This is a genomic window from Candidatus Methanoplasma termitum (assembly GCF_000800805.1).
Taxonomy (GTDB): Archaea; Thermoplasmatota; Thermoplasmata; order Methanomassiliicoccales; family Methanomethylophilaceae; genus Methanoplasma; species Methanoplasma termitum.
Genome location: NZ_CP010070.1, coordinates 1,106,640 through 1,129,329, shown reverse-complemented (window position 1 = coordinate 1,129,329; position 22,690 = coordinate 1,106,640). Strand labels below are relative to the sequence as shown.

Annotated in this window: 29 protein-coding genes and 3 tRNA genes; 16 read left to right on the top strand and 16 right to left on the bottom strand. The window is 47.8% G+C overall.

The window, feature by feature from the left end; translation table 11 throughout:
• Nucleotides 1–40 precede the first annotated feature (40 nt).
• A tRNA-Val gene (locus Mpt1_RS05525) sits at nucleotides 41–116 on the top strand.
• Nucleotides 117–446: 330 nt separating this feature from the next.
• Here the strand turns inward: Mpt1_RS05525 and Mpt1_RS05520 are convergent.
• Nucleotides 447–522 (bottom strand) — tRNA-Val (locus tag Mpt1_RS05520).
• A 118-nt stretch (nucleotides 523–640) separates the two neighbouring features.
• Between Mpt1_RS05520 and Mpt1_RS07795 the strand changes: the two genes are divergently transcribed.
• Nucleotides 641–997 (top strand): SHOCT domain-containing protein, encoded by a 357-nt coding sequence (locus tag Mpt1_RS07795; RefSeq protein WP_048112937.1) that lies wholly within the window; start codon nucleotides 641–643, stop codon nucleotides 995–997.
• 52 nt (nucleotides 998–1,049) lie between these two features.
• Nucleotides 1,050–2,432: an aldehyde dehydrogenase family protein gene (locus Mpt1_RS05510; RefSeq protein WP_048113914.1), complete on the top strand. Its 1,383-nt coding sequence runs from the start codon at nucleotides 1,050–1,052 to the stop codon at nucleotides 2,430–2,432.
• Here the strand turns inward: Mpt1_RS05510 and Mpt1_RS05505 are convergent, their stop codons facing one another.
• The 5 genes from Mpt1_RS05505 to Mpt1_RS05490 all read right to left on the bottom strand — a co-directional run bounded on the left by Mpt1_RS05505 (nucleotide 2,433) and on the right by Mpt1_RS05490 (nucleotide 5,896).
• Nucleotides 2,433–3,125: an anaerobic ribonucleoside-triphosphate reductase activating protein gene (locus tag Mpt1_RS05505; RefSeq protein ID WP_052399305.1), complete on the bottom strand. Its 693-nt coding sequence runs from the start codon at nucleotides 3,123–3,125 to the stop codon at nucleotides 2,433–2,435.
• Between the two features lie 4 nt (nucleotides 3,126–3,129).
• On the bottom strand, nucleotides 3,130–4,041 hold the full coding sequence (locus tag Mpt1_RS05500; protein ID WP_048112935.1) for an ACT domain protein: 912 nt from the start codon (nucleotides 4,039–4,041) through the stop codon (nucleotides 3,130–3,132).
• 99 nt (nucleotides 4,042–4,140) lie between these two features.
• Nucleotides 4,141–4,389 carry a hypothetical protein gene (locus Mpt1_RS07790; RefSeq protein ID WP_202965141.1) on the bottom strand — a complete coding sequence of 83 codons (249 nt, stop codon included), beginning with the start codon at nucleotides 4,387–4,389 and terminating at the stop codon, nucleotides 4,141–4,143.
• Nucleotides 4,350–4,910: a hypothetical protein gene (locus Mpt1_RS05495; RefSeq protein ID WP_202965140.1), complete on the bottom strand. Its 561-nt coding sequence runs from the start codon at nucleotides 4,908–4,910 to the stop codon at nucleotides 4,350–4,352. Before Mpt1_RS05495 ends, Mpt1_RS07790 begins: the two co-directional genes overlap by 40 nt.
• A 326-nt stretch (nucleotides 4,911–5,236) precedes the next feature.
• The gene (locus Mpt1_RS05490) at nucleotides 5,237–5,896 is read right to left on the bottom strand and encodes a hypothetical protein (protein ID WP_048112933.1); all 660 of its coding nucleotides are present in this window, start codon (nucleotides 5,894–5,896) and stop codon (nucleotides 5,237–5,239) included.
• Between the two features lie 84 nt (nucleotides 5,897–5,980).
• Here Mpt1_RS05490 and Mpt1_RS05485 point away from each other — a divergent pair.
• The 3 genes from Mpt1_RS05485 to Mpt1_RS07320 all read left to right on the top strand — a co-directional run bounded on the left by Mpt1_RS05485 (nucleotide 5,981) and on the right by Mpt1_RS07320 (nucleotide 7,698).
• Nucleotides 5,981–6,080 (top strand) — tRNA-Leu (locus tag Mpt1_RS05485).
• Between the two features lie 46 nt (nucleotides 6,081–6,126).
• Nucleotides 6,127–6,699: a MarR family winged helix-turn-helix transcriptional regulator gene (locus Mpt1_RS07325; RefSeq protein ID WP_158386783.1), complete on the top strand. Its 573-nt coding sequence runs from the start codon at nucleotides 6,127–6,129 to the stop codon at nucleotides 6,697–6,699.
• A gap of 441 nt (nucleotides 6,700–7,140) precedes the next feature.
• Nucleotides 7,141–7,698: a flavodoxin family protein gene (locus Mpt1_RS07320; protein WP_158386781.1), complete on the top strand. Its 558-nt coding sequence runs from the start codon at nucleotides 7,141–7,143 to the stop codon at nucleotides 7,696–7,698.
• Nucleotides 7,699–7,722: 24 nt separating this feature from the next.
• On the opposite strand, the gene Mpt1_RS05470 is transcribed toward Mpt1_RS07320, so the two are convergent.
• A complete protein-coding gene (locus Mpt1_RS05470; protein ID WP_048112931.1) occupies nucleotides 7,723–8,352 on the bottom strand; it encodes a hypothetical protein in 630 nt (209 codons plus the stop codon).
• Between the two features lie 2 nt (nucleotides 8,353–8,354).
• A complete protein-coding gene (locus tag Mpt1_RS05465; protein ID WP_048112928.1) occupies nucleotides 8,355–8,990 on the bottom strand; it encodes a hypothetical protein in 636 nt (211 codons plus the stop codon).
• Nucleotides 8,991–9,125: 135 nt separating this feature from the next.
• Between Mpt1_RS05465 and Mpt1_RS05460 the strand changes: the two genes are divergently transcribed.
• The 5 genes from Mpt1_RS05460 to Mpt1_RS05440 all read left to right on the top strand — a co-directional run bounded on the left by Mpt1_RS05460 (nucleotide 9,126) and on the right by Mpt1_RS05440 (nucleotide 11,594).
• Nucleotides 9,126–9,470, top strand: coding sequence for a hypothetical protein (locus Mpt1_RS05460; protein ID WP_048112926.1), 345 nt, complete (start codon nucleotides 9,126–9,128; stop codon nucleotides 9,468–9,470).
• 74 nt (nucleotides 9,471–9,544) lie between these two features.
• On the top strand, nucleotides 9,545–10,087 hold the full coding sequence (locus tag Mpt1_RS07315) for an HD domain-containing protein (RefSeq protein WP_052399302.1): 543 nt from the start codon (nucleotides 9,545–9,547) through the stop codon (nucleotides 10,085–10,087).
• A gap of 213 nt (nucleotides 10,088–10,300) precedes the next feature.
• Nucleotides 10,301–10,753, top strand: coding sequence for a nucleoside deaminase (locus Mpt1_RS05450; RefSeq protein ID WP_048113904.1), 453 nt, complete (start codon nucleotides 10,301–10,303; stop codon nucleotides 10,751–10,753).
• A 29-nt stretch (nucleotides 10,754–10,782) separates the two neighbouring features.
• Complete coding sequence (locus Mpt1_RS05445) at nucleotides 10,783–11,259, top strand: MGMT family protein (RefSeq protein ID WP_048112924.1); 477 nt, start codon at nucleotides 10,783–10,785, stop codon at nucleotides 11,257–11,259.
• 77 nt (nucleotides 11,260–11,336) lie between these two features.
• Nucleotides 11,337–11,594: a DUF5654 family protein gene (locus Mpt1_RS05440; RefSeq protein ID WP_048112922.1), complete on the top strand. Its 258-nt coding sequence runs from the start codon at nucleotides 11,337–11,339 to the stop codon at nucleotides 11,592–11,594.
• A 19-nt stretch (nucleotides 11,595–11,613) separates the two neighbouring features.
• On the opposite strand, the gene Mpt1_RS07310 is transcribed toward Mpt1_RS05440, so the two are convergent.
• Entirely contained in the window at nucleotides 11,614–12,804 is a 1,191-nt protein-coding gene (locus Mpt1_RS07310; RefSeq protein ID WP_052399301.1) for an AlbA family DNA-binding domain-containing protein, read from the bottom strand.
• 123 nt (nucleotides 12,805–12,927) lie between these two features.
• Here Mpt1_RS07310 and Mpt1_RS05430 point away from each other — a divergent pair, with 123 nt between their 5' ends.
• Nucleotides 12,928–13,284, top strand: coding sequence for a hypothetical protein (locus Mpt1_RS05430; protein WP_048112920.1), 357 nt, complete (start codon nucleotides 12,928–12,930; stop codon nucleotides 13,282–13,284).
• 6 nt (nucleotides 13,285–13,290) lie between these two features.
• The gene (locus Mpt1_RS05425) at nucleotides 13,291–13,734 is read left to right on the top strand and encodes a PPC domain-containing DNA-binding protein (RefSeq protein ID WP_048112913.1); all 444 of its coding nucleotides are present in this window, start codon (nucleotides 13,291–13,293) and stop codon (nucleotides 13,732–13,734) included.
• Between the two features lies 1 nt (nucleotide 13,735).
• On the opposite strand, the gene Mpt1_RS05420 is transcribed toward Mpt1_RS05425, so the two are convergent.
• Genes Mpt1_RS05420 through radA form a run of 5 tightly spaced genes read right to left on the bottom strand, consistent with a single transcriptional unit; the run spans nucleotide 13,736 to nucleotide 17,623 of the window.
• Nucleotides 13,736–14,083 (bottom strand): hypothetical protein, encoded by a 348-nt coding sequence (locus Mpt1_RS05420; protein WP_238603100.1) that lies wholly within the window; start codon nucleotides 14,081–14,083, stop codon nucleotides 13,736–13,738.
• A gap of 4 nt (nucleotides 14,084–14,087) precedes the next feature.
• Complete coding sequence (locus Mpt1_RS05415; protein ID WP_052399299.1) at nucleotides 14,088–14,828, bottom strand: geranylgeranylglyceryl/heptaprenylglyceryl phosphate synthase; 741 nt, start codon at nucleotides 14,826–14,828, stop codon at nucleotides 14,088–14,090.
• Nucleotides 14,822–15,637 carry a UbiA family prenyltransferase gene (locus Mpt1_RS05410; RefSeq protein WP_048112909.1) on the bottom strand — a complete coding sequence of 272 codons (816 nt, stop codon included), beginning with the start codon at nucleotides 15,635–15,637 and terminating at the stop codon, nucleotides 14,822–14,824. Before Mpt1_RS05410 ends, Mpt1_RS05415 begins: the two co-directional genes overlap by 7 nt.
• 30 nt (nucleotides 15,638–15,667) lie before the next feature.
• Nucleotides 15,668–16,621 (bottom strand): DNA methyltransferase, encoded by a 954-nt coding sequence (locus tag Mpt1_RS05405; RefSeq protein ID WP_238603099.1) that lies wholly within the window; start codon nucleotides 16,619–16,621, stop codon nucleotides 15,668–15,670.
• Between the two features lie 60 nt (nucleotides 16,622–16,681).
• On the bottom strand, nucleotides 16,682–17,623 hold the full coding sequence (gene radA / locus Mpt1_RS05400; RefSeq protein WP_048112905.1) for a DNA repair and recombination protein RadA: 942 nt from the start codon (nucleotides 17,621–17,623) through the stop codon (nucleotides 16,682–16,684).
• A gap of 209 nt (nucleotides 17,624–17,832) precedes the next feature.
• On the opposite strand from radA, the gene Mpt1_RS05395 reads away from it, so the two are divergent.
• The gene (locus Mpt1_RS05395; protein ID WP_048112903.1) at nucleotides 17,833–18,192 is read left to right on the top strand and encodes a hypothetical protein; all 360 of its coding nucleotides are present in this window, start codon (nucleotides 17,833–17,835) and stop codon (nucleotides 18,190–18,192) included.
• Here Mpt1_RS05395 and cca read toward each other — a convergent pair whose 3' ends face one another.
• On the bottom strand, nucleotides 18,193–19,521 hold the full coding sequence (gene cca, locus Mpt1_RS05390) for a CCA tRNA nucleotidyltransferase (RefSeq protein ID WP_048112901.1): 1,329 nt from the start codon (nucleotides 19,519–19,521) through the stop codon (nucleotides 18,193–18,195).
• A gap of 73 nt (nucleotides 19,522–19,594) precedes the next feature.
• Nucleotides 19,595–20,431, bottom strand: coding sequence for an MBL fold metallo-hydrolase (locus tag Mpt1_RS05385; protein WP_052399298.1), 837 nt, complete (start codon nucleotides 20,429–20,431; stop codon nucleotides 19,595–19,597).
• A 76-nt stretch (nucleotides 20,432–20,507) separates the two neighbouring features.
• Here Mpt1_RS05385 and Mpt1_RS05380 point away from each other — a divergent pair, with 76 nt between their 5' ends.
• Together Mpt1_RS05380 and Mpt1_RS05375 are read left to right on the top strand one after the other, a co-directional pair.
• Nucleotides 20,508–21,797, top strand: a complete 1,290-nt coding sequence (locus tag Mpt1_RS05380; protein ID WP_048112900.1) for an amidohydrolase family protein — start codon at nucleotides 20,508–20,510, stop codon at nucleotides 21,795–21,797.
• Nucleotides 21,785–22,663, top strand: a complete 879-nt coding sequence (locus Mpt1_RS05375; protein ID WP_052399297.1) for a PHP domain-containing protein — start codon at nucleotides 21,785–21,787, stop codon at nucleotides 22,661–22,663. Before Mpt1_RS05380 ends, Mpt1_RS05375 begins: the two co-directional genes overlap by 13 nt.
• Nucleotides 22,664–22,690: the final 27 nt, after the last annotated feature.

Genomic DNA, 22,690 nt, shown 5'->3' with positions numbered 1-22,690 from the left:
TGGACAGTTTTTAATAATCCTTCTGATATGGTGACGCATCGGGCTCATGGTCTAGGGGTTATGACGGCGCCCTTACAAGGCGCAGATCGCCGGTTCAATTCCGGCTGGGCCCACCACTCTGTTATTCCACTTGACGTGTTCTGAATGGCCGTTAATCTTCAAGGTGCTTCGAAAACGGGCGGCCGAGTTTAATGTGCAACATATTATATACATCACACAATATATACATGGATGATACTTCCAACCAGGCTAATCACAAAACCGTTTGAACTTTCTTCCTCCGTTCAAACGGTTTTAATTTTTCCCTTTGTATCATCATTTTGAACGAACATATCCTTCAATACGTGCAATTTCTTCGGCTATTTGCGGGAAAAAGAAATGGTTTTCTGGCGGGCCGAATAGCGCTGTTCCCGCGGAAGTATATCATTGGCATCGAAAACTAAAAGTGGTGGGCCCGGCCGGATTTGAACCGGCGACCTTCTCCGTGTGAAGGAGACGTCATAACCCCTAGACCACAGGCCCGTGCTCCCGCCTATTATTCTCAGGGTATTTAACGATTGAGAATATCTTCTTCTCGAGTCTTTCACGCTTTGCGTTGAACAGAATCAACATAAATATGTGGAATAGAATACAACGGTCGATGGCAAGAAAATGCATAGGCTGCGGCAAACCGATCGGTGGCGTGTTAGGTGCAATTGGGACGAAGTTATTCTATGGCGAAGTATGCCTTTCATGCAACAAGAAACTCAAGGACATCATGGGTTATCAGTATCTTACTCCGACACAGGTAAATGACATAATATCCAACAGAGTTCAGAAACAAGATGTCAAAGTGGAGTCGCCGTTCTTTAATTCAGGTTCGTCTGGCACAAACGATCCGGGAGCAAATAAGGCATCATCGGCGGACGAGATAAGGAAATACAAAGAGCTGTTGGACGAGGGCATAATAACACAGGAAGAGTTCGACATAGCCAAAAAGCGATTGTTGGGACTCTGAGAACAGTCCTCTTTTGCGTAAGTTTAACTATCTCCATCCTCTTTGTGGCATGATGAACTCAGCGATCCGCCAATTCGATGATGAGAAATTCGAGGCTGCTTTCCAGGCCGTCCTTCAGCTTAAGAAGAAGGACCACCCCGCATATGTCGGCGGAATGAAAGTAGCATCAGGTCATGAGTTCGTAGTAAAAAGCCCGGTTGACGATACGATCAGCTTCGGGGCCTTCCAGGAACCGGAGGACGGTACAGTGAGATGGGCGGTCGATGTTGCCGCCAAGGTCCATCCCACTTGGGCCGGTACTCCGCTTAAGAACAGAATAGAATTCTTTGTCGATCTGCTCGAGATGATAAAGACCCAGAGATATAGGCTGGCCGCTGCGGTGCTTATAAGTTCGGGGATGACGCGGCAGGAATCTGTCTCGGAAGTGGACAGGCTCATCGAGGTAATCTCGGGGTGCATCTCGAACGAGGGCATCAAGAGAGGAAAGACCGGCGTTTGGGGGATAATCACTTCGTACAACTCGCCGCTTGCGTCCCCGGTGGGGCATGCGGTCGCTGCGATGATCGCAGGCAACGCTGTGATCGTGATGCCGTCAAGGTATTGCCCCGAACCCGTGTACATGGTGTACGACATGATGGAGAGCGTAGCTTTGCCGTCAGGAGTTATGAATCTGCTTATAGACAGGAAAGATCTGGCATATGAGCAGTTGGCGAACGATCCGGAAATAGGCGGCATCCTGATATCCGGTTCCGCAGAATATCTGGATGAGATGATGTTCCTTCATGTGGACGATGAGCTGAAGGTCCTGAACGAATTAAAGGGAATGAATCCCATCATTGTGCATAAGCCGGGCGATCCGAAGGGGACTGTCGACGAGATATTATCGTCCGCATTCAGATACAGCGGGCAGAGGCTGTTCTCGACATCAAAGATCATTATCACCGCAGAGGACAGCAACAAGATCATCAACTTGCTTCTGGAGAGAGCCAGAGATCTTAAGATCGGTGACCCTGCGGATGCGGACGTGTTCTCCGGGCCAATCATTTCTGAAGTGAACGCAAAGAAGTTCGTTAACAAGACCCAGGGAGTAAAAGGGAACATACTGTACGGGGCAAAGAAGGTCAACAATGAGTTCACTCAGAACGGTTCGTACTTCACTCCCGCAATAATCTCGGGGCTGGATGAAGACAGTGAACTGATGTTCATGGACACAGGCCTCCCGATCCTTTGTATAAAGACGGTAAGGGACTTTGACGCGGCAATGGACGAGGTCGAGAACACAGAGTGCGGCCTTTCTGCCGGGATAATGAGCAAGGATCCGAGGGCGATCGAGAGGTTTATGGCAGAAGTTGATGTGATGTACAAATTCGTTAACAAAGGCAACACAGACCTTAAGCCCGCAGTGTATGCGACCCCCGAAGCGTTTCTGAAATGATCAGGTCCCTCTGATCCTTACCTTCTTCACATATCCTTTAGCGGTGTCCGCCATCTTTACCAACACCGGCTTCGGATATGGTTTGACGTTCATCTTAGGGTCCAAAGTGACCCGTTCATCGAACTGTCTGATTATCAGGCTGTCCATGCCGTCGATCCCGCTCAGAAGCGCTTTAAAAGAATCGTGGCCGATCATCGCCGGAACAATTACCGTCCGTATCTCATAGGATATTCCGGAGCCGTCGAGTATCTTTAAACTTCTTTTTATGCGTTCGACATCAACGTCGACTCCAGCTGCTTTGGAGTACGACTCGTTGTCAAGAGGCGCCATGATATTGATGCAAACTTTATCCACAAGCTTGGCGCCGATGAGATCATCTAAGATATCAGGCTCGTAGCCGTTAGTGTCCAATTTGATCTTTAATTTAAGCTTCTTGAGATCTCCGAGGAGTTTGTAGAGCTCCTCGTTGATGGTCGGTTCCCCGCCGGAAATGACAACCGCCTCAAGGAAGTCTTTATTCTCTTTGATGTACTTGGTTATAGATGCCAGATCCATTTCCTCGTGGGTGTTGGAGATAAGCTCTGGTTTGTTGCAATACGGGCATCTGAAGTTGCACCCGGACAGCAGTATCATGCAGGCGTTCTTGCCTTCCCAATCCTGAAGGGTCGTCTTCACGAACCCTGCGATCTTCATGAGATCATCCCAGCGGGGAAATGTTGATCAGCTTGAACATCCCGTTCTGCTCTGAAAGGTAGAGATCTAGCGCTTTTCTGAGCTCATCTATCGTCTTTCCGCTGTGTTTCATATCCGCAACGACCTCCAGCGACATTGTTTGATAAGATATCATGATCTTTGAGAAAATGGATATCAGATTCACTTTTTCGTCCGCAAGGAGCTGCAGAGCGGTGTTGATGCTTCCGGGGCAGTCCGGTATATCGATATTGATCCTTACGAGTTTAGTGTCCTTCTTGAAGAACACCACCGAGACCAGCCAAGAATAAGGGTCGACGGTGATCATAACCTCTTCGCCGTTCACGTCGTTCAGAATGTCGCCGTATTCAATGTTGAGATCGAACGCTTCGGAGTGGAATGTTATCGGTGAGCCGTGGCGGACCTGTTCCTTGACCTGACCTTCCGATTCTTCGTTCCTGAATATCCTTCCTACGTTTGCGGGTTTGATGCTGATATATTTTATCTTTGCAACGGAGGGATCTCCTGCGGCTTTCAGCTTTCCGAACCTTTCCTTGATGATCTCGCCTTCGCCTGCGAAGTTCAGCTCACACATGATGTTCCAGATGATCGTGGTCTCGGATATTCCGTTCAGGGAGACGGAGTTGAGGATGTTTATTCCCTGTTCGGCAAGGAACTTCGCCGATTGAACGGTCGCGCCTGGGACATCCTCCATGTATACGTCCACATGGGTCAGGGTTCTGAAATTCTCCTGAGGATACATTGAGAGTATGAGCTCATATCTCTTCGGCCCCTTGTCTGGATACTTGAAGAGCGAGCTGTAGATGTAGCCGCCCTCGACCAATCCCATTACAGCACTCAACCATCTGCCGATGTGGATCTTGTTGTCTACGATCTTGGTGAATTCCCAGTTCTTCATTTTACCCTCTGTGCTTAGTGGGAATAGAATTGAATCATATATCTTTTCGGTTTTTATATCGGCTTATTGAATAAGCGAATTCGTCTTATTCATCAGGCATCAGCGGTTTCTTTTGTTTTTTTTCAGTTTTTCTATCTGTTCGCACTCGACCTCCGAGATGCTTTTGCTCGGTGTCGGCAGATCCTCCGGCATTGTGCCGCCCATACGCTTTATCGCTTCGCGCACCTCGCTTCCGACTATATGATTAGTAATGTTCGCATCTTCGGCGTTGTCGATCCGGTCACGTTTGAGTTTTCCTTCGGTCTGAGTTATACGGAACAGATTTGCCGCAAGTTCCTCGCCACCCATGAAATCAAGTATCTTGTCACGGGACCAATTTCCCTTGTCTTGTGGATATCTTCCATAGTGAGTCCGCCGTAAAGTCCCGTATAGCCTGCATTCTGAAATGCAGAAAATTGCATCGGAGTGATCACTCCCGCATCCTTCGCAGCCTCCACAAGCAATTGGTTCCATTGTCTTATATCTCCGCGAATGACAGGCCTCTTTCGATCCTCATCGAGCTGATTGAATCTGTCCGCTAATTCCTGCCTGTATGTCTGGATGGCAAAATATGTCTGCCCGAGGGCGATCGTCTCTTTGCGCGGGTCGCCGTTTTGGACAATGAGGTAACAAGTACATCTTGAAAGCTCAAAATCGTTCACTCTTCTTTCTGTTTTGCTTCCTATCTCGACCATTTTGTTAATGTCAACGAAATGGTCAATTATCATATGGCCGCTTGTGTCACTGGTGATTATGGCTTTGTCTATGACCTTCGTAAAATTCCGCCAATCATCATAGTCAAGCACCTTTGCGAGCTCGCGTCCCAGCAATACTCGGTTCCGTCTTCACGGATATGCTTGATGTCTTCGAACTGCTTGTATTCCGGATCTTTAAGGTCCTTGTCTTATCGATTGTTTATCGCTCATTTAAATACACCTTTCTTTTGGTGCAAGTTAGTTCAAAATCAAGACATCGTTCTCTTTGCAATGCCTTGATTTCGGCTGAGACCTAAACTCTCTCTCGATCCTTGTAGCAGCCGGTTGGAAACCCATCTGCCTGCAAATTTCAACAGGAAATAACAGTATATAGGTTTTCCAGGGGGGTGACCGAAAGTATCAGAAAGTACCGAAAAAGTATCAATTTTGCAGGAAAAGGATCATTTTTCTGAGTTTTTGATCGAAACAGTCGGTCTCGTCCAAATAGGATCTTTACCGCTTTGTTTCATGTCCAAGGAGATGTTCTTTATGCTTATCGCAAGTTCCGGAGAATCTACCATCTCTTTAAGGTCGGAGACAAGTTCGGAACCCCGTTCTTCAAGATCGGTCCCCTTCAATGCTTCTTCAATAAGCCCCATGGCTTCTTTGATCTTCGCACCGGCTTTCTTCAACTTTCTGACAGAAAGTTCTTGCTGAGATAGGTCGTTGTTCTTTGCTCTCGAGAAAACATACCTTCCGGGCACAAGGACGGTCTTTCCTATTGTGTACGGACACACGGAGCATTTTCGTTTGATCTCAACATATTCTCCTTCCAGAGAGCGGTTCATCACGGGAGACATGGCGTTCCTGCAAACAGGGCATATGTGCGGGAGGTCTTTGATGTCCGATTCGCGGTACTCTATCGTTATTTTGATAAGATTATTGTCCAGCCCGATCCTTCGGATCCTCTCGCCGCTTACTCTGTAATCCTCATCAAGTTTTGAAAGTTCTTTTCTTACTAATCGTAAAAATTCTGTCTGGGTCTCGATGTGGTTGTTCTTGGTCATCACTTTATTGATTGCTTGGGAAACGACCTCTTCATCGGGGACCTTGAATCGCATGCTGTTGAAATAGACGTGTTCGGTATTAACAATTTCTGAGAATGAAATAGGTTTTTAAGGTAAGGCGCTTTAGTCGGAACAGATGCGAGGGTAGCCGAGTTGGCCAAAGGCGCAGGACTTAAGACTCCAAAGGGAAGAAATTCTGTCCCGCAGGGGTTCAGGGGTTCGAATCCCCTCCCTCGCACTACACCCACAAACGTTTTAACTGTCGTTATCTTCTCAATTCAATTATGGTGACGCGCGAAGACACATATTGGAACTCTTTCCTGCCCGTTTTCTTTGATAGAATGAGCACCATCATGAGAAAAAATATGACAAAGATCGTAAGCGAACACGGTCTCACTAGTGCACACTCAATCTATCTTATTGCTTTGAATCTCCAAGACGGCCAGACGATGGTTCAGCTGTCTCACTTTTTGGATCTCGACCCCGCGAACACAAATCGAGTTTTAAAGACACTTAAAGACAAGGGGTTCGTATATGATGACAGAAAAACCGAGGCCAGTAAAAAATACTCGGTATTTCTGACAGACTCCGGGAGGGAACTGGCAAAAACAATAATGACGGGCCTGACCGATCTTAACAATAGTTATTTCGAGGGCATCCCGAGGGAGGATGTTGTCAGAATGCGCAATACTCTGATCAAAGTGCTGCAGAACATTGATCCCGATCTTGATAAGTACATAAAGTCTGAGTCGAACGATCCGTATTATACATATTTACAGGCAATACCGGCGAACATTGACTTTGTGATGATACCTCGGCGTCTGATCGAGGACGATCACGGTAAGCATAAAAAGTGATCTTTGAAGCCGTTGTTTTTTGGAATACCTCAAGATCTCAACTGAGCAAAGCGTTGGATGCAATATTCCAAGTTTAATTCTAAAGAAGGAAAAGCGGTAGCACCGTATTTTGCACGATATTACATAGACTTATTTGTTAAATGTTATGTCAGTCAATATTTTATTTGAGTAATAATGAGATTATTACACTAATAAAAATATTGAGTAGTCAATATTAAATACTATGAAGGACATCTTGTTTATGGTGTGTACCTTAAAAAATGCACACAGAATAGGGGCATCTCCCCACTGAAGTGAGCTTACTCCTCCTCCAAGATGCCCTTATTCACCCTTTTCAGAGCTTTTAACTCCAAAGAGAATTATCATGATATAATGAGTAATACAATATTATTTTCCTGTATGATGGTAAAATTAATTTATACAAAAAGTATTGACATATATATGTCAAAGATATTGGCGGTCAACGCAAGTCCAAGAAGAGGAGGGAACTGCGAGACCATAGTGAATGCAATAACGGACGGGGCGATGAGGTTCACTTCGAACATGTTGGACATCGTGAATCTGAACACCCTAAGACTCATGAACGGATGCCAGGCATGTATGGGCTGCAAATTTACCGGCTCATGTGTAGCAAAGGATGATCTGACACCGATTTTGAGTCTTGTCAAAGAATCGGATTCGATAATCGTTGCCACGCCTGTGTATTTCGGGCACGCGTCAGCCCAATACAAGGTTTTTGAGGACAGATTGTTCTCCTTTATCGAGAAGGATGGATCTGGCGTTCTCCCGAGCGGAAAGAAGCTTGTGACCATAGTCACTTGTGAAGACGACGTCGAGATCGCGGAGACAGTTGCAGATGAAATCGAGTGGATGTTTGTGAACTATTTCTCATTTAATGCAGTAGGCAGGATCGTGCTTGCCGCCAAAGGGTCTAAAAATGCCGCAAAGAAGAATGATGAGCTTATGGAAAAGGCAATACTGCTTGGGAAGGAACTATGATGCCGCCTGTATTTTTACTCAGGTTCATCTTTCTCTGGCAATGAAAGGCGAATAGTATTCGAACGCTTTCTTTCTCTCTAATGTTCTGGGGTCCACAACATAACACTCTGCCGAGAAACCATGCTCAAGCTTTCCGCCCCGCATCTTCAAATAGCGTTCCGATATGAACGCTTTCGGACTGTATGTACCATCAGCGTTCTGTTGTTCTCTGTAGAGTATCTGATCCTCCACCCACCTTAACTCATTATCTTTGATCGTCACTCCGAAGATAGAACTGGTGGTCGCTTCCGCGTGCGACGGAATGGAGGCAACCGAAGAGGACACAAATCTCAGCAGCCCCGTGATCTCTCCCGTACTTGTACGCTTAGAGAACTCATACTGGAAGAAAGAGATCAAGCGCTGATCCTTGACCAGGGTCGTGGGATCGCCGGGCCCAAAGATCTTCTCTCGGGAGACAGTGAATCCCCCCATTGTGAATCCGGTCTCAGACCGCAGCAGGTTGGAGAACGCGATCTCTGTGGAATACGACCCCTCAAACCTTCCAAAGTCAATGTCATATAGCACCTCTTCGGAATAAACGGTCTTGCCGATCACATTCTTTTCCAAGAAATCAATGATCTTCTCTGCGGACACGGAGGGTTTTCCGCCAGGCATATTCACGCCCTCCTTTCTTTTGATATGAACCGGGGATATTTTGTCTCAGACGGCGTCCTTACCAGCGTTTCCGGGTCGACGTCGAAACACTCGACATCATGTACATACACCGTATTCCCATTGTCGACGAAAATCCTGCATTTTGTTCTGAGTGCGATCGGTCTGTATTTTCCGTCAAAGCCTATTTGATCTCTATACAGCATCTGCTCTTCGATCCAGCTGAATTCGTTATTCTCTAACTTTATGTTCCATGCTACAGATGCGATCGACTCCTCGGGGGCAGTGTCGGACATGAGCGACGAAGCGACAAGCGTCAAAATGCCGGTCACAGCCCCGGTGCTTTGTCGTTTTGCGACGCTGTATCTGTAAAGAGAGGATGAGTACGTATCTTTGATGACGTTCCCGGTTTTAGTATCGGTGATCTTTTCCTTTCCGACAACGAACATATCCATTGTGTACTTTACCTTTGAAAAGAACATATTTGAGAGGGATATCTGGTCCGAATATGTCAATAGGAGTCTTCCGCCCTCGATAGCAAATGTCGTCTCATCGGTGTACAGAGTCCTGCCGTTCACGTTCTTTCTGAGGAAATCGACTATTTCATCCACAATGTTATCGCTTTTCTTTTTCGGCGGCATTTCAATAGTATATTCGTTCTTTGGTTATTTGTTATTATTGCCGCATTCATTTCTCGACGCGGTCAGAAAACAAATAAAGAATACTATTGCTTACAGAAAAATCAACGAAAGAAAAAAAAGGCCGGGAGAAGAAGGATGAGACAAGCGGATACTGTTATTCTGTATGAAGGAAACGAAGGCCTGTGTGAAACAAAGATCACTGCAAAGATCGAGAACGGTTGTCTCGAGATATTCGGTCACATCTTTGACGATTCGGCAATGACCTGTACATGGAGGGACGAGCGCGAGTACAGGTATAAGTTGAACGAGGAAGATACTTCAGAACTCATAAGGATAATATCAAATTACGGAAACGGACCAGGGGAATCCCTGATACGGCATTTCGGCGGTAAGAACGGATGTACCAGATTCCAAAAATTCTGCTCTGAGAACGGTTTAAGATATGAGTATGCGGCGTGGCCGGAGCTCATTCCGAAATGAAAGGAACGATCGGCAAATGAACGGAATGACTGAATTCGAGAACAAAGAGACAGCTGGCGGCGGTGACCCCACCGATGACATCTTTTAATGAAGAATATGAAAAGGCCCTGAACATAGCCACGAAAGCGCACGAAGGGCAGAAGGACATGTCGGGGAACGATTATATCCACCACCCGATCGCCGTTTCCGGTTTCTGCATAACCGAGAAAGGAAAGATCGTCGGGCTTCTCCATGATGTCGTGGAAGATACATCGGTAACACTGGACGATCTCCTCGCGGAAGGGTATGACAAGGATATCATCATGGCCGTTGACTGCGTATCAAAGCGGGAAGGCGAGAAGAAATCCGATTATCTGAAACGTGTCGCAACGAGTGATATAGCCACAGAGGTAAAATTCGCAGACATGCGGCACAACAGCATGAGGTGGCCCGAAGATCGACCCAAAGAAGAAGCGTATGCCAACTATCAGAAATATCACGGACGTGCTCAAAAGCTTGTTCGATTGGCAGGCAAAGAACGTGCAAAAAGACTAATGTCAAAAGATACGCTTGATTGGGTCAACGGAGCATATGATGTGGATGAGCTTTTACGCAGGATGATCACCGTAAGGGCCTGACCTGTATGATCTTTAATCGATGGCCGCTATGCGCATTGCTCATGAGAACCATTGACTTAACTATGTTACCGACTCAATAATGTTTTTGTAGTTCCAGACATAAAAACCACCGTCACTTTCAATAAGCGAAAAATAAGCAAATGTCTAATAGAACGGGTTGGATATCGACCTTAGAGTACTTTCTCTTGAAGATATGTGATACAGGGTGAAAAGATGGACAGGTTCATGGAAATAGCATACAAAGAGGCTCTATACGGCATTTCCAAAAAGCACGGCGGCCCATTCGGTGCGGTTATCGTCAAAGACGGCAAGGTCATATCAAAAGCTCACAATCAGGTACTTCTCAAGAACGATCCGACCGCCCATGCCGAGGTTGTCGCCATACGTAAGGCATGCAGGAAGCTGAACACAATAGATCTCGGCGGCTGCACGCTGTACGCTTCGGCAAAACCATGTCCGATGTGCATAGGGGTCATTCAATGGAGCAGGATCAAGGACGTATTCTTCTCCGGCGATTATGAAGATACCAAGAAACTCAACTTTGACGACCAATCGTTTTACGAAGATTTTGAAGCGGAAGATGACCATTGGGAACAGATCGATGAGGAGCACTTTGACACTCTGATCCAAGCTTTCGAATCATGCAAAAACGATATCAAATACTGATCCGGCATATCTTTACTACCGAGGGTCCAATGGCAAAAAAGACATACAATGAAAAGCTGAACCACAGCGGCGACTTGCCGAAGATCGAAGACCTTTCCTATAAGCCAGATGCCGCAAAGCTCATGGGTGGGACGAGAATGCTGATTGCTGCCCCGATCCAGTATAATGACCTTATGGCAAAGATCCAAGAGGGCAAACTCATCACGACCGACCTTATCCGTGCGGAACTCGCATCTCGGGCGGGGGCAGATACTACTTGTCCGCTCACAGCCGGGATCTTCATAAATGTTTGCGCACACGCGAGCGAAGAACGTAATGACAATAAGATCCCATGGTGGAGAACTCTCAAGTCTAAAGGCGAGCTCAATGAGAAATATCCCGGAGGCATAGATCATCAAAAACTCCTGCTCGAAGCCGAAGGTCATGTCATCGTTCAGAAAGGCAAGCGGTATTTTGTACGGGATTATGAGGATAATTTGGTCGATTCAGCCGCGTTTAGAAGCTAAAATCCCAATACTAAGCAATATGGATTAAGTATATGGAATAAGCTATAGGCCGGTAATCACCAAAAGGAGGTTGAAACATGAAAACGGATACAAAGCTTCAGTTCGTTACAACGTTCTCTGCCCTCATCACGGCCGCATTCGGCCTTGTTGCGGCATTGGCCTGGAACCAAGCGATCAAAGCGGCGATAGACGAGGTCCTCGGCCCCGGAAGCAACCTTGTAGGGTTGTTCATCTATGCGATCCTCGTCACGATACTGGCAGTCATAATGATACTAATAATTGCCAGGCAGACCAAGAAACTGACGGATCAGATAAAAGCAGAAGATAAAGAGTAAAACCCATTTTAAAAACAATTTATCTTTTTACTTCTTTCTTAAAACGATGGTTGCTGATATATTTCAGCATATTGGCCCCATCCAACTCTACGCTTGCCGACCCGGATCTTACAAAGAATGTCTCATGCGGCCACTCCTTCAGAAATACGGGGCTGTGGCTCTTCGTACAAGTAACGACCATTATCTCTTTTCCCTTGTGGTCAGCTACTTTGAAAGAAATGTAAGGGAGAAACTCGTTCCCGATATGGGTAGTTATAAGGTTCGTCAGGTGCAGACCGGCCTTGTCTCTGTTCTTAAAAGACGGGTCTATTCCTATGACATTCCCGTTGTCCTCCACACCTATAAGGAGCAATCCGCCCTTGCTATTAAGGAATGCGACCAAGGTCTTTAGGACCGCCCTCTCGATCATTTCGTCCCTTTCCCCGGTGATAAGACTTGTTCTTAATGTTGATTTGAACTCAACCGTCTCGCATTCTCCGCCTTCGATTGCTTTCTCGATCCCCTTCATCTCGTTGTATTCCACTTTCAACAGGGTTGCGCCAAGCACGGGGTATTTTGTGACCAGAAGTTTGACCGCAGAGGATTTCCTTCCGAAATAGAAGGCCGCTGACACGATCAATATCCCTATTATGACATATGTCAGCTGATTCATTGTCTGTTCCATGCTGGTCAGGATCATGAAACCTCGTGTAAAGGGTGATTTGTCGGCATTAACCGCTAAGCCGATATAATATTGGAAAATGAGCCACGTGACATATATCGATAGTGACACGGAGATCGAGACCAGCAACGCTTTTGTTGATTTGTCGCCGTATATATCGAATATCATTGTCACAAAAGAATAGGTCAAAATGATCCCGCACACTCCCAGTAATATCCCGAAGACAAGGTCTGTCAGAGCCATGTAGATCGGGTTGGCATTGAACATGAACTTTTCCACTATGACTATCACCATAAGGCTGACTAAAAGAAAGATCATCAGCGGAGGCATATGCAGCGTCCTTCTGTCAATGAAGATAGCATTGGCAAGTATCAGTGCAACAGGCACGACCACGAAGACACGAAGAAAATTCCCTTTGTATATGCCCACTAAAAGGATAACGACAGATACCACAAGCATTGCTATATAGACCACATAAAGGATCCGGCGAGATCTTTTTCCAACGGGGTGGTTATCCTCATTGATGGCTACCTCTGTCTCCCTAGGCATTGTTAGTAGAATCAGCTGGTTCCTATTTATTTTTACCTTAAAATATTAATCTTCTGCGCACTGATTTTTTCTCAGTGAATATTAAATAACATTAAGAGGTAGCAGTACTGCGGAGTAATCTATTTGGCAGATATCAAAAGCGGTACGGTCAAGAAGGCCCCTTCCACTTATAAGGGGAATTCTGACAGCGTGACAAAAAAACCAAAACCAAAAGTGAAGGTAAGCAGCAAAAGGCAATCTATGCTCAATACCCAAAAACTTGCACCGTTCAAATATGACATGAACGAAGTGCTTTCCGCATCAGCGATGGACCCGGCCAAATCATCGGCTTTCCTTGCATCTGTTATCGCAAAAGCGACCAGAGTTTCCACGAGGGATGCTAAAGACTATGTGAAAACGTTCCTGGACGCAGGCGATCTGACGAAGGACGAATTCGATAAGATCAGCAGACTAATGGATAAATACAGCAAATACCGTTAAGCGGACATGAGGTCTCTGGAGATGGAAAGGGGAAGGACGTTCGTCCTCAGGTTGGAGACCGGAGAAGTGCTCCATGAAGTTTTGGAGAGTTTCTGCCGCAAGAACGGGATCCAAAACGCATACGTGTCCGTTGTCGGCGGTATCGGTGAAGGATCGCGGATGACCGTCGGCCCCGAAATGCCATATGAAAAAGGCATCGTTCCGATCGTGTTCAAATTAGATGCGCCGCATGAACTTACGGCATCTGGCACAATATTCCCCGATGAGGACGGCAGCCCAATGGTGCACATCCACGGATCGGCGGGAAGAGAGGGCAGAGCGGTGACAGGGTGCCTGAGAACGGGCGTCATAGCATGGTTGGTCCTGGAAGTAGTGCTTATTGAATTGATCGGCGAAGGCGCCGTACGTAAGAAGGACAAAAGGACAGGAATAAAGATACTGGAACTGTGACTTATCTTCTGTTGTAAGTGTCGTCGAAATTGTTGAATACCGTGTCTGAGTACTTGTTCATACGGATCCTATCTTCTTTGTTGTCAGGAACAATGAACCCCTGCAGAGGGAACTCCGAGTCGCAGTGCGGACAGCGTACGTTGGGGCAATTCTTGTTTGCCTGCGGGCAATATTTGCATGCTATCGCTCTGGATTGGAAAAGGCTGAATTCTTTGCCGCAGGTCGGACACAGGAACCGTCTTGCCGCTATCTTCAGTTCCTTTGTGATGTTCGCCGATCTCTCCTCGGGCGTAAGCCACATGGGGGCCCTCGGCGATATGGGTTGACGATATGCGGGCGGTTCCGACAAGATATCACCTGCCTTTTGATGCATTTACTACAGACTTCAGCATGCTGTCGTCCGAGCATCTTTCTACGAATGTACCGGTAACTATTGCATCGGCGCCCGCAAGCCTCGCCGCCCTTGCGGCCTCCGGGGTCCTGATGCCCCCGCCCACTATCAAAGGTATCGATAATGCCTTTTTTACCGCCGAGATCATTTCGGGAGGTACCGGCCTGTCAGCACCGCTTCCAGCTTCCAGATAGACAAAATCCATCCCGTACATCTCACATGCCAGCGCATATCCCACGGCTTTGTCTATCTCGCTGTGTTTGATCGGGTCCGCTTCGCCGACCTCGCCTACTTTCATTCCCGGCTCTATGATGATGTAACCGAGGGAGATCGTCTCTATACCGAGTTTCTTCACAAAAGGAGCGGCGCCAGCCTGTGCCCTTATGATCCAGAACGGATTCCTGCTGTTGACCATACTCATAAAGAAGATCGAATCGACGTCCTTGGAAAGTTCGCCGGGACCGCCCGGAAAATGTATGGTCGGGAGACCGGACATCTTGTTAATCGCTCTTCCGGTCTCGCCAAGATTCTTACTTGTGACGCCTGTAGAGCCTCCGATCATTATCGCATCGGAACCGGCATCTTTCATTCTCTTTGCGATGGCACCCGCCTCCCGACTGTCTTGTTTATCTGGATCGAGGAGGGCCAAGTGAATGGTCCCTTTTTTCATCCTTTCTGTGAGATATTCTTTTACAGTCACCATACGACACCCAACACAAACGCGATCAATGCGATGAACATTGCGTACTTCGCGACCTTCTGCGAAACGTCTGCTCTGCGGAAGATAATGAATGCACTATAAATAAAGAGCGCGTCCGCGATAAACACAATATAGTACAGCCATCCGAACATGTCATCAAAGATCGGCCAAATGCTGAGAACGGGGCCGAGTATGAAGAACACAGCTCCGATCATAGCGGCATTTTTCTTTCCGATGGCCATGGGCAGGGTCTTCCTCCCTTCATCGGATTCCATGTCCTGGATGTCCTTGGCGATCTCCCTTCCTATACTCACCAACGCTGCCATTGCGGCAATAATGATGTTACTTTCGAGGCTGTTCACCACTGCCCCGCCGAAAAGGAAGATCATCCCTGTCAGAATTGCGATAACAACATTCCCGATGAACCCTCTCTGCTTGAGCAGGAGTTCGTACGATATCATCAGGACCGCCGCGATCAATACAATTGCTGTTACAATTATGGACAGCATAGCAACGGACAACGCGCAAGAGACGACAAGTCCCGCAATACCGATATTGCGTGCGGTTGTCGGGGATATCTCGCCTCTCGGGAGAGGCCTTTCCGGGTGGGCTGTTCTGTCGATCTCCACATCGATGTAATCATTAATGGAGTTCCCGCCGATTATGAACGCAAGGATCACGCCGCCCGCGATTATCAGATTCAGAACATGATCCCCGATATCGAATCCGACGGCGATGAAGGCACCTATTATGACTCCAAGAATGCCCATTATGCCGTTTCCGAGCCTGAAAAGGCGGAGGAATCTGTTCACGCGGCTATGATATTATTACCGTTAAAATAGTTAGTGATTGGGTTTTTTCAACACGTGGTAGAATCTGGAAAGCGTTCCGTGGACATGTTGCTTGAAAACAGAATCCAGCTCCATCGTGGAACGTCTCATTTCATAGGGGAGTATGATGCCGGCCTTTCCTCCTGAGATCAGAACCTTTGGTATCGAACGCATGGCGCATTCATGGATATAGGTCACATCTTCGCCGCCTGTTTTTGTAGACCTTCCATACGGCGGATCGGTCACAACCGCATTTATCTCGGAGAATCTGTTGGGGATGTCTTTGATATCGATCACCTCATGATCATGAAGTGCCAGACCGTAAAAATCCATGTTCTCTCTGCATCCCAGGACCATCTCCTCGTCGAAATCGGAAGCGATGGCTTTCATACCCATCTCTGCCGCTTCGATCACGATCCCGCCTGTTCCGCAGAACGGATCGAGGATAGTGTCTCCCTTTTTCGCACCGGTGAGGTTGATCAGTGCTCTGGCATATTTCGGGTGAAGGGAGATCGGCGAGAAGAATGGGCGCTCTCCGACCTTTCTCTTTTCCATAATGTTCGGGTCGATGACCCTTTCTTCAACGTAAAGGTGGATCTTGTCGCACATCTGCATCTTTACGACCACGTCGGGGTTGCGAAGGTCGACATCGTTCTTCTTTGAAAGAATATTGCCGATATCTCTTATGGTCTTCTGTGAGTCCGTATCTTTCATCATACCTTCAAATCTTTTCGCTTTAATTGCAAAAGTACCCTCGGGCAGTTGCGCATTCGAAAGCTGAGCGGTGTTCTCAGGGTCGTACGTCCCGAGATATCTTCCGATCGAATGTGTAAGAGCCAGACGATCAGCTATACTGTTCAGGCAACTCTCTGGGAATGAAGCTAAAAGATATCCGGGACCGTTGCCGATGATGTTGTATCGGTAACACTCTGCCATGATGCACCTTTCAGCTTCTGCTTTAGGCATATCCTTGGATTCGCCGGATAGTTCAAAAAAGAAAACGGGGTCCACGGACCCCATTAGGTTTCAGTCCTTAATACCATCTTCGGTCACCGAGAACACTGCCTCTCCTTCCGGAAGGTTCGGAGAGTCGATGAGTCTGGCGATCCTCTTTCCCGCCTTACCCTTTCTGAGGTATAGGCGGAAGGTCGCCGTGTGTCCGACAATGTGTCCCCCGATGGGTCTCGTCGGATCGCCGAAGAATGCATCCGGCTTTGCGGCAACCTGGTTCGTGACCGCAATAACAGCGTTGTTGAGGGTGGCAAAGTTAAGGAGGTCGTGCATATGTCTGTTCAGTACCTGCTGCCTCTCTGCGAGGGCGCCTCTTCCCAAGTATTCCGCTCTGAAGTGCGAAGTAAGGGAATCGACGATCATCAGTCTGATCTTCTTTGTTTGTGCCAGCTCTATCGCTTTATCCACAAGCAGTATCTGATGCTGGGAGTTGAAAGCCCTCGCAACGTGTATCTTTCTGAGAGTGTCCTCCGGGTCCACGCCCAGGTAGTTCGACATCTGGATTATCCTTTCCGGCCTGAAAGTGTTCTCTGTGTCTATCATGATCACTTCCGAATCCAGTCCTCCTCTTTCCTCAGGCAAAGTGGCGTTAACGGCGAGTTGGAAACAGACCTGAGTCTTGCAGCTTCCGAACTCTCCGAAGAATTCAACAATAGATTGGCTCTCCAACCCACCGCCCATAAGTTCATCAAAGGCTTTTGACCCGGTCGTCAGTTTTGTAACGGCCTTGCGGCGTTCAAGGATGCTGTCCCCGGTCTCAAATCCTCCTATATCGGCGCAAAGCTTTGCGCCCTCTATGATGTCCATCGCTTTCTTCTCACCGATCTCACACGTCTCTGCAAGATCTTTTGGCGAGGCTACTGCAATGGCCATCATTTCTGTGTACCCACCTTCACGGAGTTTTTCTGCTATGGCTGGTCCTACTCCTGGTATATCTTCTAGGGTTTTTGCAGGCATTTTTTTCACCTGATAGCATCAAGTTTTTTTGAGTATATAAGCCGAATCAGGGGGTGTCCGAAAGTACCGAAAGTACAACTTTAACCTCGGATTTTGCACGTTTTTCCATTAGAAATTATAACCAGCTGTCTCGCAAAATAAAGTCTTTTCAAATAAGACTCCGACCTAAAGTATAAACGTTTATATTGTTGATGGGAATGCGTATCACTATGGCGAAGAAAAGGCACAGAGTCGAAGAGAAGAAAGAGGAGGAATACCAATTCATCCCTTCCGAGTTCGATGAGCGCGAATTCATACTGAAAGACATATACGGTACGAAAGTACTGTTCGTCATAACAGCATTGGCCATTATAGTCGGGATCGTCGGCGCCATTCTGTACAATATCAGCCCCAGCATCGGCTGGGCACCGGCGACGGCAATCGCATTCCTTATGATCCTCGGCATGAAGAAACTGCTTATTTTGCTGGGATATCGTGTCGATCTTTTGGAAACGAAGACGTTACTGGCGGATTATTTTCTGTTCCTGATGCTTGCGCTCGGCGTATGCATTTTGGGGATCAATCTGTGATCATACTTCCCAACTTTGTTTGGGATCCAACAACTCCGTGAGAAGAGCGGGGTTCGTTTCATTCAGGGAAGTTTCATGATCTCTTATTTTCATATTGTTCGGATCTATCTCTCTCCCTATCCCCGAAACAGCGGCCTCATCCGCAAGCATCTCTTTTGCGGTGAAATACATCCTTTCGGCAATAACATTCCAGCATCCGTCCTCGACGAAAGGTTGCCCGTAAACATTATTCTTCCATTTGGAGAGGAATGAATCCGCCGCTTTCACCCACACAGGCGGGCCGGTGTGCTTGTACGTTTTGGAGACCTCATCCCTCTCCAACTCGAATACGATTTCCAATTTCTTTTCGTACATGTCCTGTACGGCCTTGAGAACATTATAATCAAAATCGTTCAGCTTTCTTGTAAGCGCATAACGCGTTTTCCACAACTGGGAGTACAGGTTCTCTTCGATTATGTCCGGTCTGTCGAATACGACCGTCACGATCCTGGACCCGTTCCTGTTGGATATCTTCTGCAGTTCTTCTCTTGATAGCGGTTTTCTGTCGACCGGGAAGAAGAACTTCTCCGACGGATAATACAAGTAGGATTTGGAGGCAACGATAAAAAGGGCCATGGTGTCGATGTGGACCGCAGAAGCGACATTCCTTTTCGGATCAACAGGGTCGTAGACTACGAGCGATCCGATTATCGGCGGCCCTCTTTTGTTATCGATCGCTATGATGGTCCCGTCCTTCCAGTTGCTTGCGCCTTCGAGAACATTCCTAAAACTTCCGTAGTGAAGGACGAGAAGCTCGCAAAGGTATCCCGAGAACCCTCTGGTGTTCGGCTCGGCACCGTATACTCCGATCCCTTTCATGAATTTTTTTAGGAGCCTGACCTCATCTTTCTGCGCCTCTTTGAGGTTTTTGAGTATAAAGTCTGTATGGAACGGGGTCCTGTCGACCGCTGTTCTCAGTTTGTCGGTTGTCGAGATCGCATAGCTCGGCACGAGATCGACATCTACGCCGTTATATTTTCCGCACGTATAGGGGTGATCGGAATACATCTCCACGGTCTCGCCCAACACGAACTTTCCGACTGACGATCCGACCGTCTTGAGGTCTCCGGGCGGTGTGGTCTCCGGGAAAAGAAGGAACAGATCGATGTCCGGATCTGACAGATAAGTGCCTTTTGCGTATGAGCCCACAAAGCGGACCTCAGCATTGATGCCGTTCTCTTTGATGTAGTCCTCCACCTTCTTCTTCAGCTCATCGGCGGTTTGTGTTATGGATTCGATCTCTTCGGCGGTCGGTTTGATCCTTCCCAACACAGTTGACTCCAAAGTCATTGTAGAAAAATACACCTTCAGGATTTAAGCATTGTCTATTCTGTCAAAAAACAGACATAGTTCAGATGCGTATTCAAGGTGAGCTGTTCGGTATCCACTCGTCATCATATGTTGTCGGTCTTGAAAATGACAGTTCTTCCCCCACTTCCAATACATCAAGATCTCTGAACGCAATGGTCCTTACTCCCGTCCTCTCCTGCACCTTCTGCGCTTGTTTGGCGGGATCCTTTTTTATCATTACTATCCCCAAATGAATGAATATCGCCAATTCCGGTTTGACTATCTCGATGAATCGTACGGCATCCTCTGTGCAGAGATGATAGCTGATCCTCATATCATCGGGAGTGGTGACCGGGAGTATCAGCACACGGCTGCCGATGTGCTGCCTGGCTATTTCCACGGAGAAGCTGGTGTCGCTCACATACGAGACGTATCCGCTGCCGCTGTCGAATCTGAACCCCACATTCGTATGGTCGCTGTGGTCCGTCCTGCAGACCTCTGTCTTGAGGCCATCTATAAGCAGGTCCATTCCCGGGGCCAGCACGGTGACCTCGCTGGCCATCCTGATGTGGTATAGAGATATGCACGGTCCGAGCAGACCTTCCCCGTTGATCACGGTGGGGCTGCCGTACAGGTGCCCTTTTTTCCTCACCCCCCCGTGCGTCATTCCCTCTAATACCGACTCGGCGTCAGAATAGTGGTCGGGATGCGCATGTGTGACTATCAGAGAATCTGTGTTCGCGGGGTCGTAGTGTATCCGGTGCATCTGAGTCAGCGCGCCCGGGCCGGGATCGATGTGAAGGTGTTTTCCGTTGCTGTGTTCGATCAATATCCCTCCGGTGCAGCGTGTCTGATACATCGTGGTGTGCCTACCGCCGCCGGTACCGAGGAATGTCATTCTGAACACCATACCGCTTAATGGCGGTATCATATATTCATTTTTTCAATTGCGAAACGGTTATTACATAAGATTCGAATCCAGGCGCATGATCACGGTAATAAGGGATGCATGGATCGTCACGCAGGACCCGCAGAGAAGGATGATCAGAGGGGATGTGGTCATAGACGGGGAGAAGATAGCTTCCGTCGGAAAAGAGTTCAAAGGGACGGCGGACAAGGAGATCAAAGCCTCAGGCGACATCGTTATGCCGGGGCTGATAAACACGCACACCCACGTTGCAATGACGGTAATGAAAGGGACGGTCGATGACGTTCCGTTCCCCAAATTCCTGGAAAGGGTCTTCAAGATAGATTCCGACCGGACAGATAAGGATATAGCGATAGGAACGAAGATCGGTTGTGCGGAAATGATACGTACCGGCACAACGACCTTTGTCGACCTGTACTACTCAGAAGATGTGATCGCGAAGGCAACGATGGAGGCCGGTATAAGAGGGGTGTTATGCTGGTGTGTTCTCGATCAGGAGATGACAACTCAAATCGGAAATCCTCTTCAGAACTGCAAGAACTTCTACAACAGTTTCAAAAGGAAAAGGAAAATAATGCCCGGCGTCGGACTACAGGGAGTATACGTCTGCAACGAAGAAACGTGCAGAGGCGCAAAGGAGTTCTCGGACGCGAAGAATCTGCCGCTGACCTTCCATCTTTCAGAAACGAGAGGAGAGGTCAACGAACACAGGAAAAAGACAGGAAAGAGGCCGGCTGAATGGCTCAATGATATCGGCGTTCTCGGGAAGAATTGTATCGCAGCGCACTCCGCATGGCTGACCATGAACGAGGTCAGAGCCATGGCCGATGCGGGAATGTCGATCTCATCGTGCCCGGTCTCCAATATGAAATTGGCTACCGGAGGTGTCGCACCGATCCCGGAATTCCTGAAGTACGGTGTGAACGTGACCGTCGGAACGGACGGAAGCACGACCAACAACAGCCTCGATATGATGGCAGAGATGAAGACATTAGGGCTCCTGCAGAAGTCAAGCCGGTGGGATCCCACGGTCGCGAACGCACAGGAGCTTCTCGACTTCGCTACGATCAACGCCGCAAAGGCGATCGGAATGCAGGATTCCCTCGGATCGATAGAGGCCGGGAAATATGCGGACATAGTGATCCTGAGCGGGAGATCTCCGAATCTCAGACCGCTTCTTCCGGAGAACATGATCTCGAATATCATATATTCCGCATCCTCATCTAACGTGAGAACTGTGATGTGCCAGGGAGATATTGTTTTGGAAGAAGGCAGGGTAACGACCATCGACGAAGAAAAGGTGCTGTCCGAATCCGAGGAGATGTGGCGCTCGCTATGCCTGAGGTAAACGACAGGCCGAGGATAAAGTTCGAGAATCCGGATTGGGAAAGCATCACCGAAGCAGGATATCTCTGTGCTGACATGCACATACACACCGATTGTTCCGATTCTTACAGCGGCATCAGGAGGCTTTTGAAGATAGCCAAAGAAAGGAAAGTAGGCATGGCGATAACCGACCACAATCTGATAAGCTCTCTTGAATCGATAGAAATCGAGAAAGAGGATGTTTTCATAATACCCGGGATGGAGGTCAGTACATCCGACGGGCCGCACATACTTACATACTTCTACGAAATGAAGGACCTCCGGAGTTTTTGGCAGGAGAATATCGAACCGCGCATACAATCATGTCCGTGGCTGGCACTTAAGGATTGCACCACCGAGCAGCTGCTTGATATGCTTGAGGATCACAACTGTGTGACATCCGGAGCGCATCCGATGGGATATCTCGGATCAAACAAGGGGATCGAGATCTGCAACAGGAAAGGGTACATCTCAGATGATGTGATAAGAAGATTGGATGCGTACGAGGTCATCTGTGGAGGGATGACCCGCGATGACAACGTCGAAGCGATAAGGTCCTTTAAAAGACACGGCCTTGGCATAACCGGCGGAAGCGACGGACACATCGCAGAGGATCTGGGCTCAGTAGTCACAATATCAAAAGCAGACGATGCGGAAAGCTTCCTGAATAATATTTTGAACAGGAAAAATGCTGTGAGGGGATCCGAAAAGGACTTTCCGAGACGGGCGCTCACAGGATTGACATCATTCTATAATTTCCTGGACTATGCTCCGGCCGTTGTAAAAGTCCAATCATACCAGATGGCAATGACGATAAGGCGCGGAACAAGAAGAAAGATCAGTAAGTGATCGAACATCCGAGTTTCAGGTAATGCG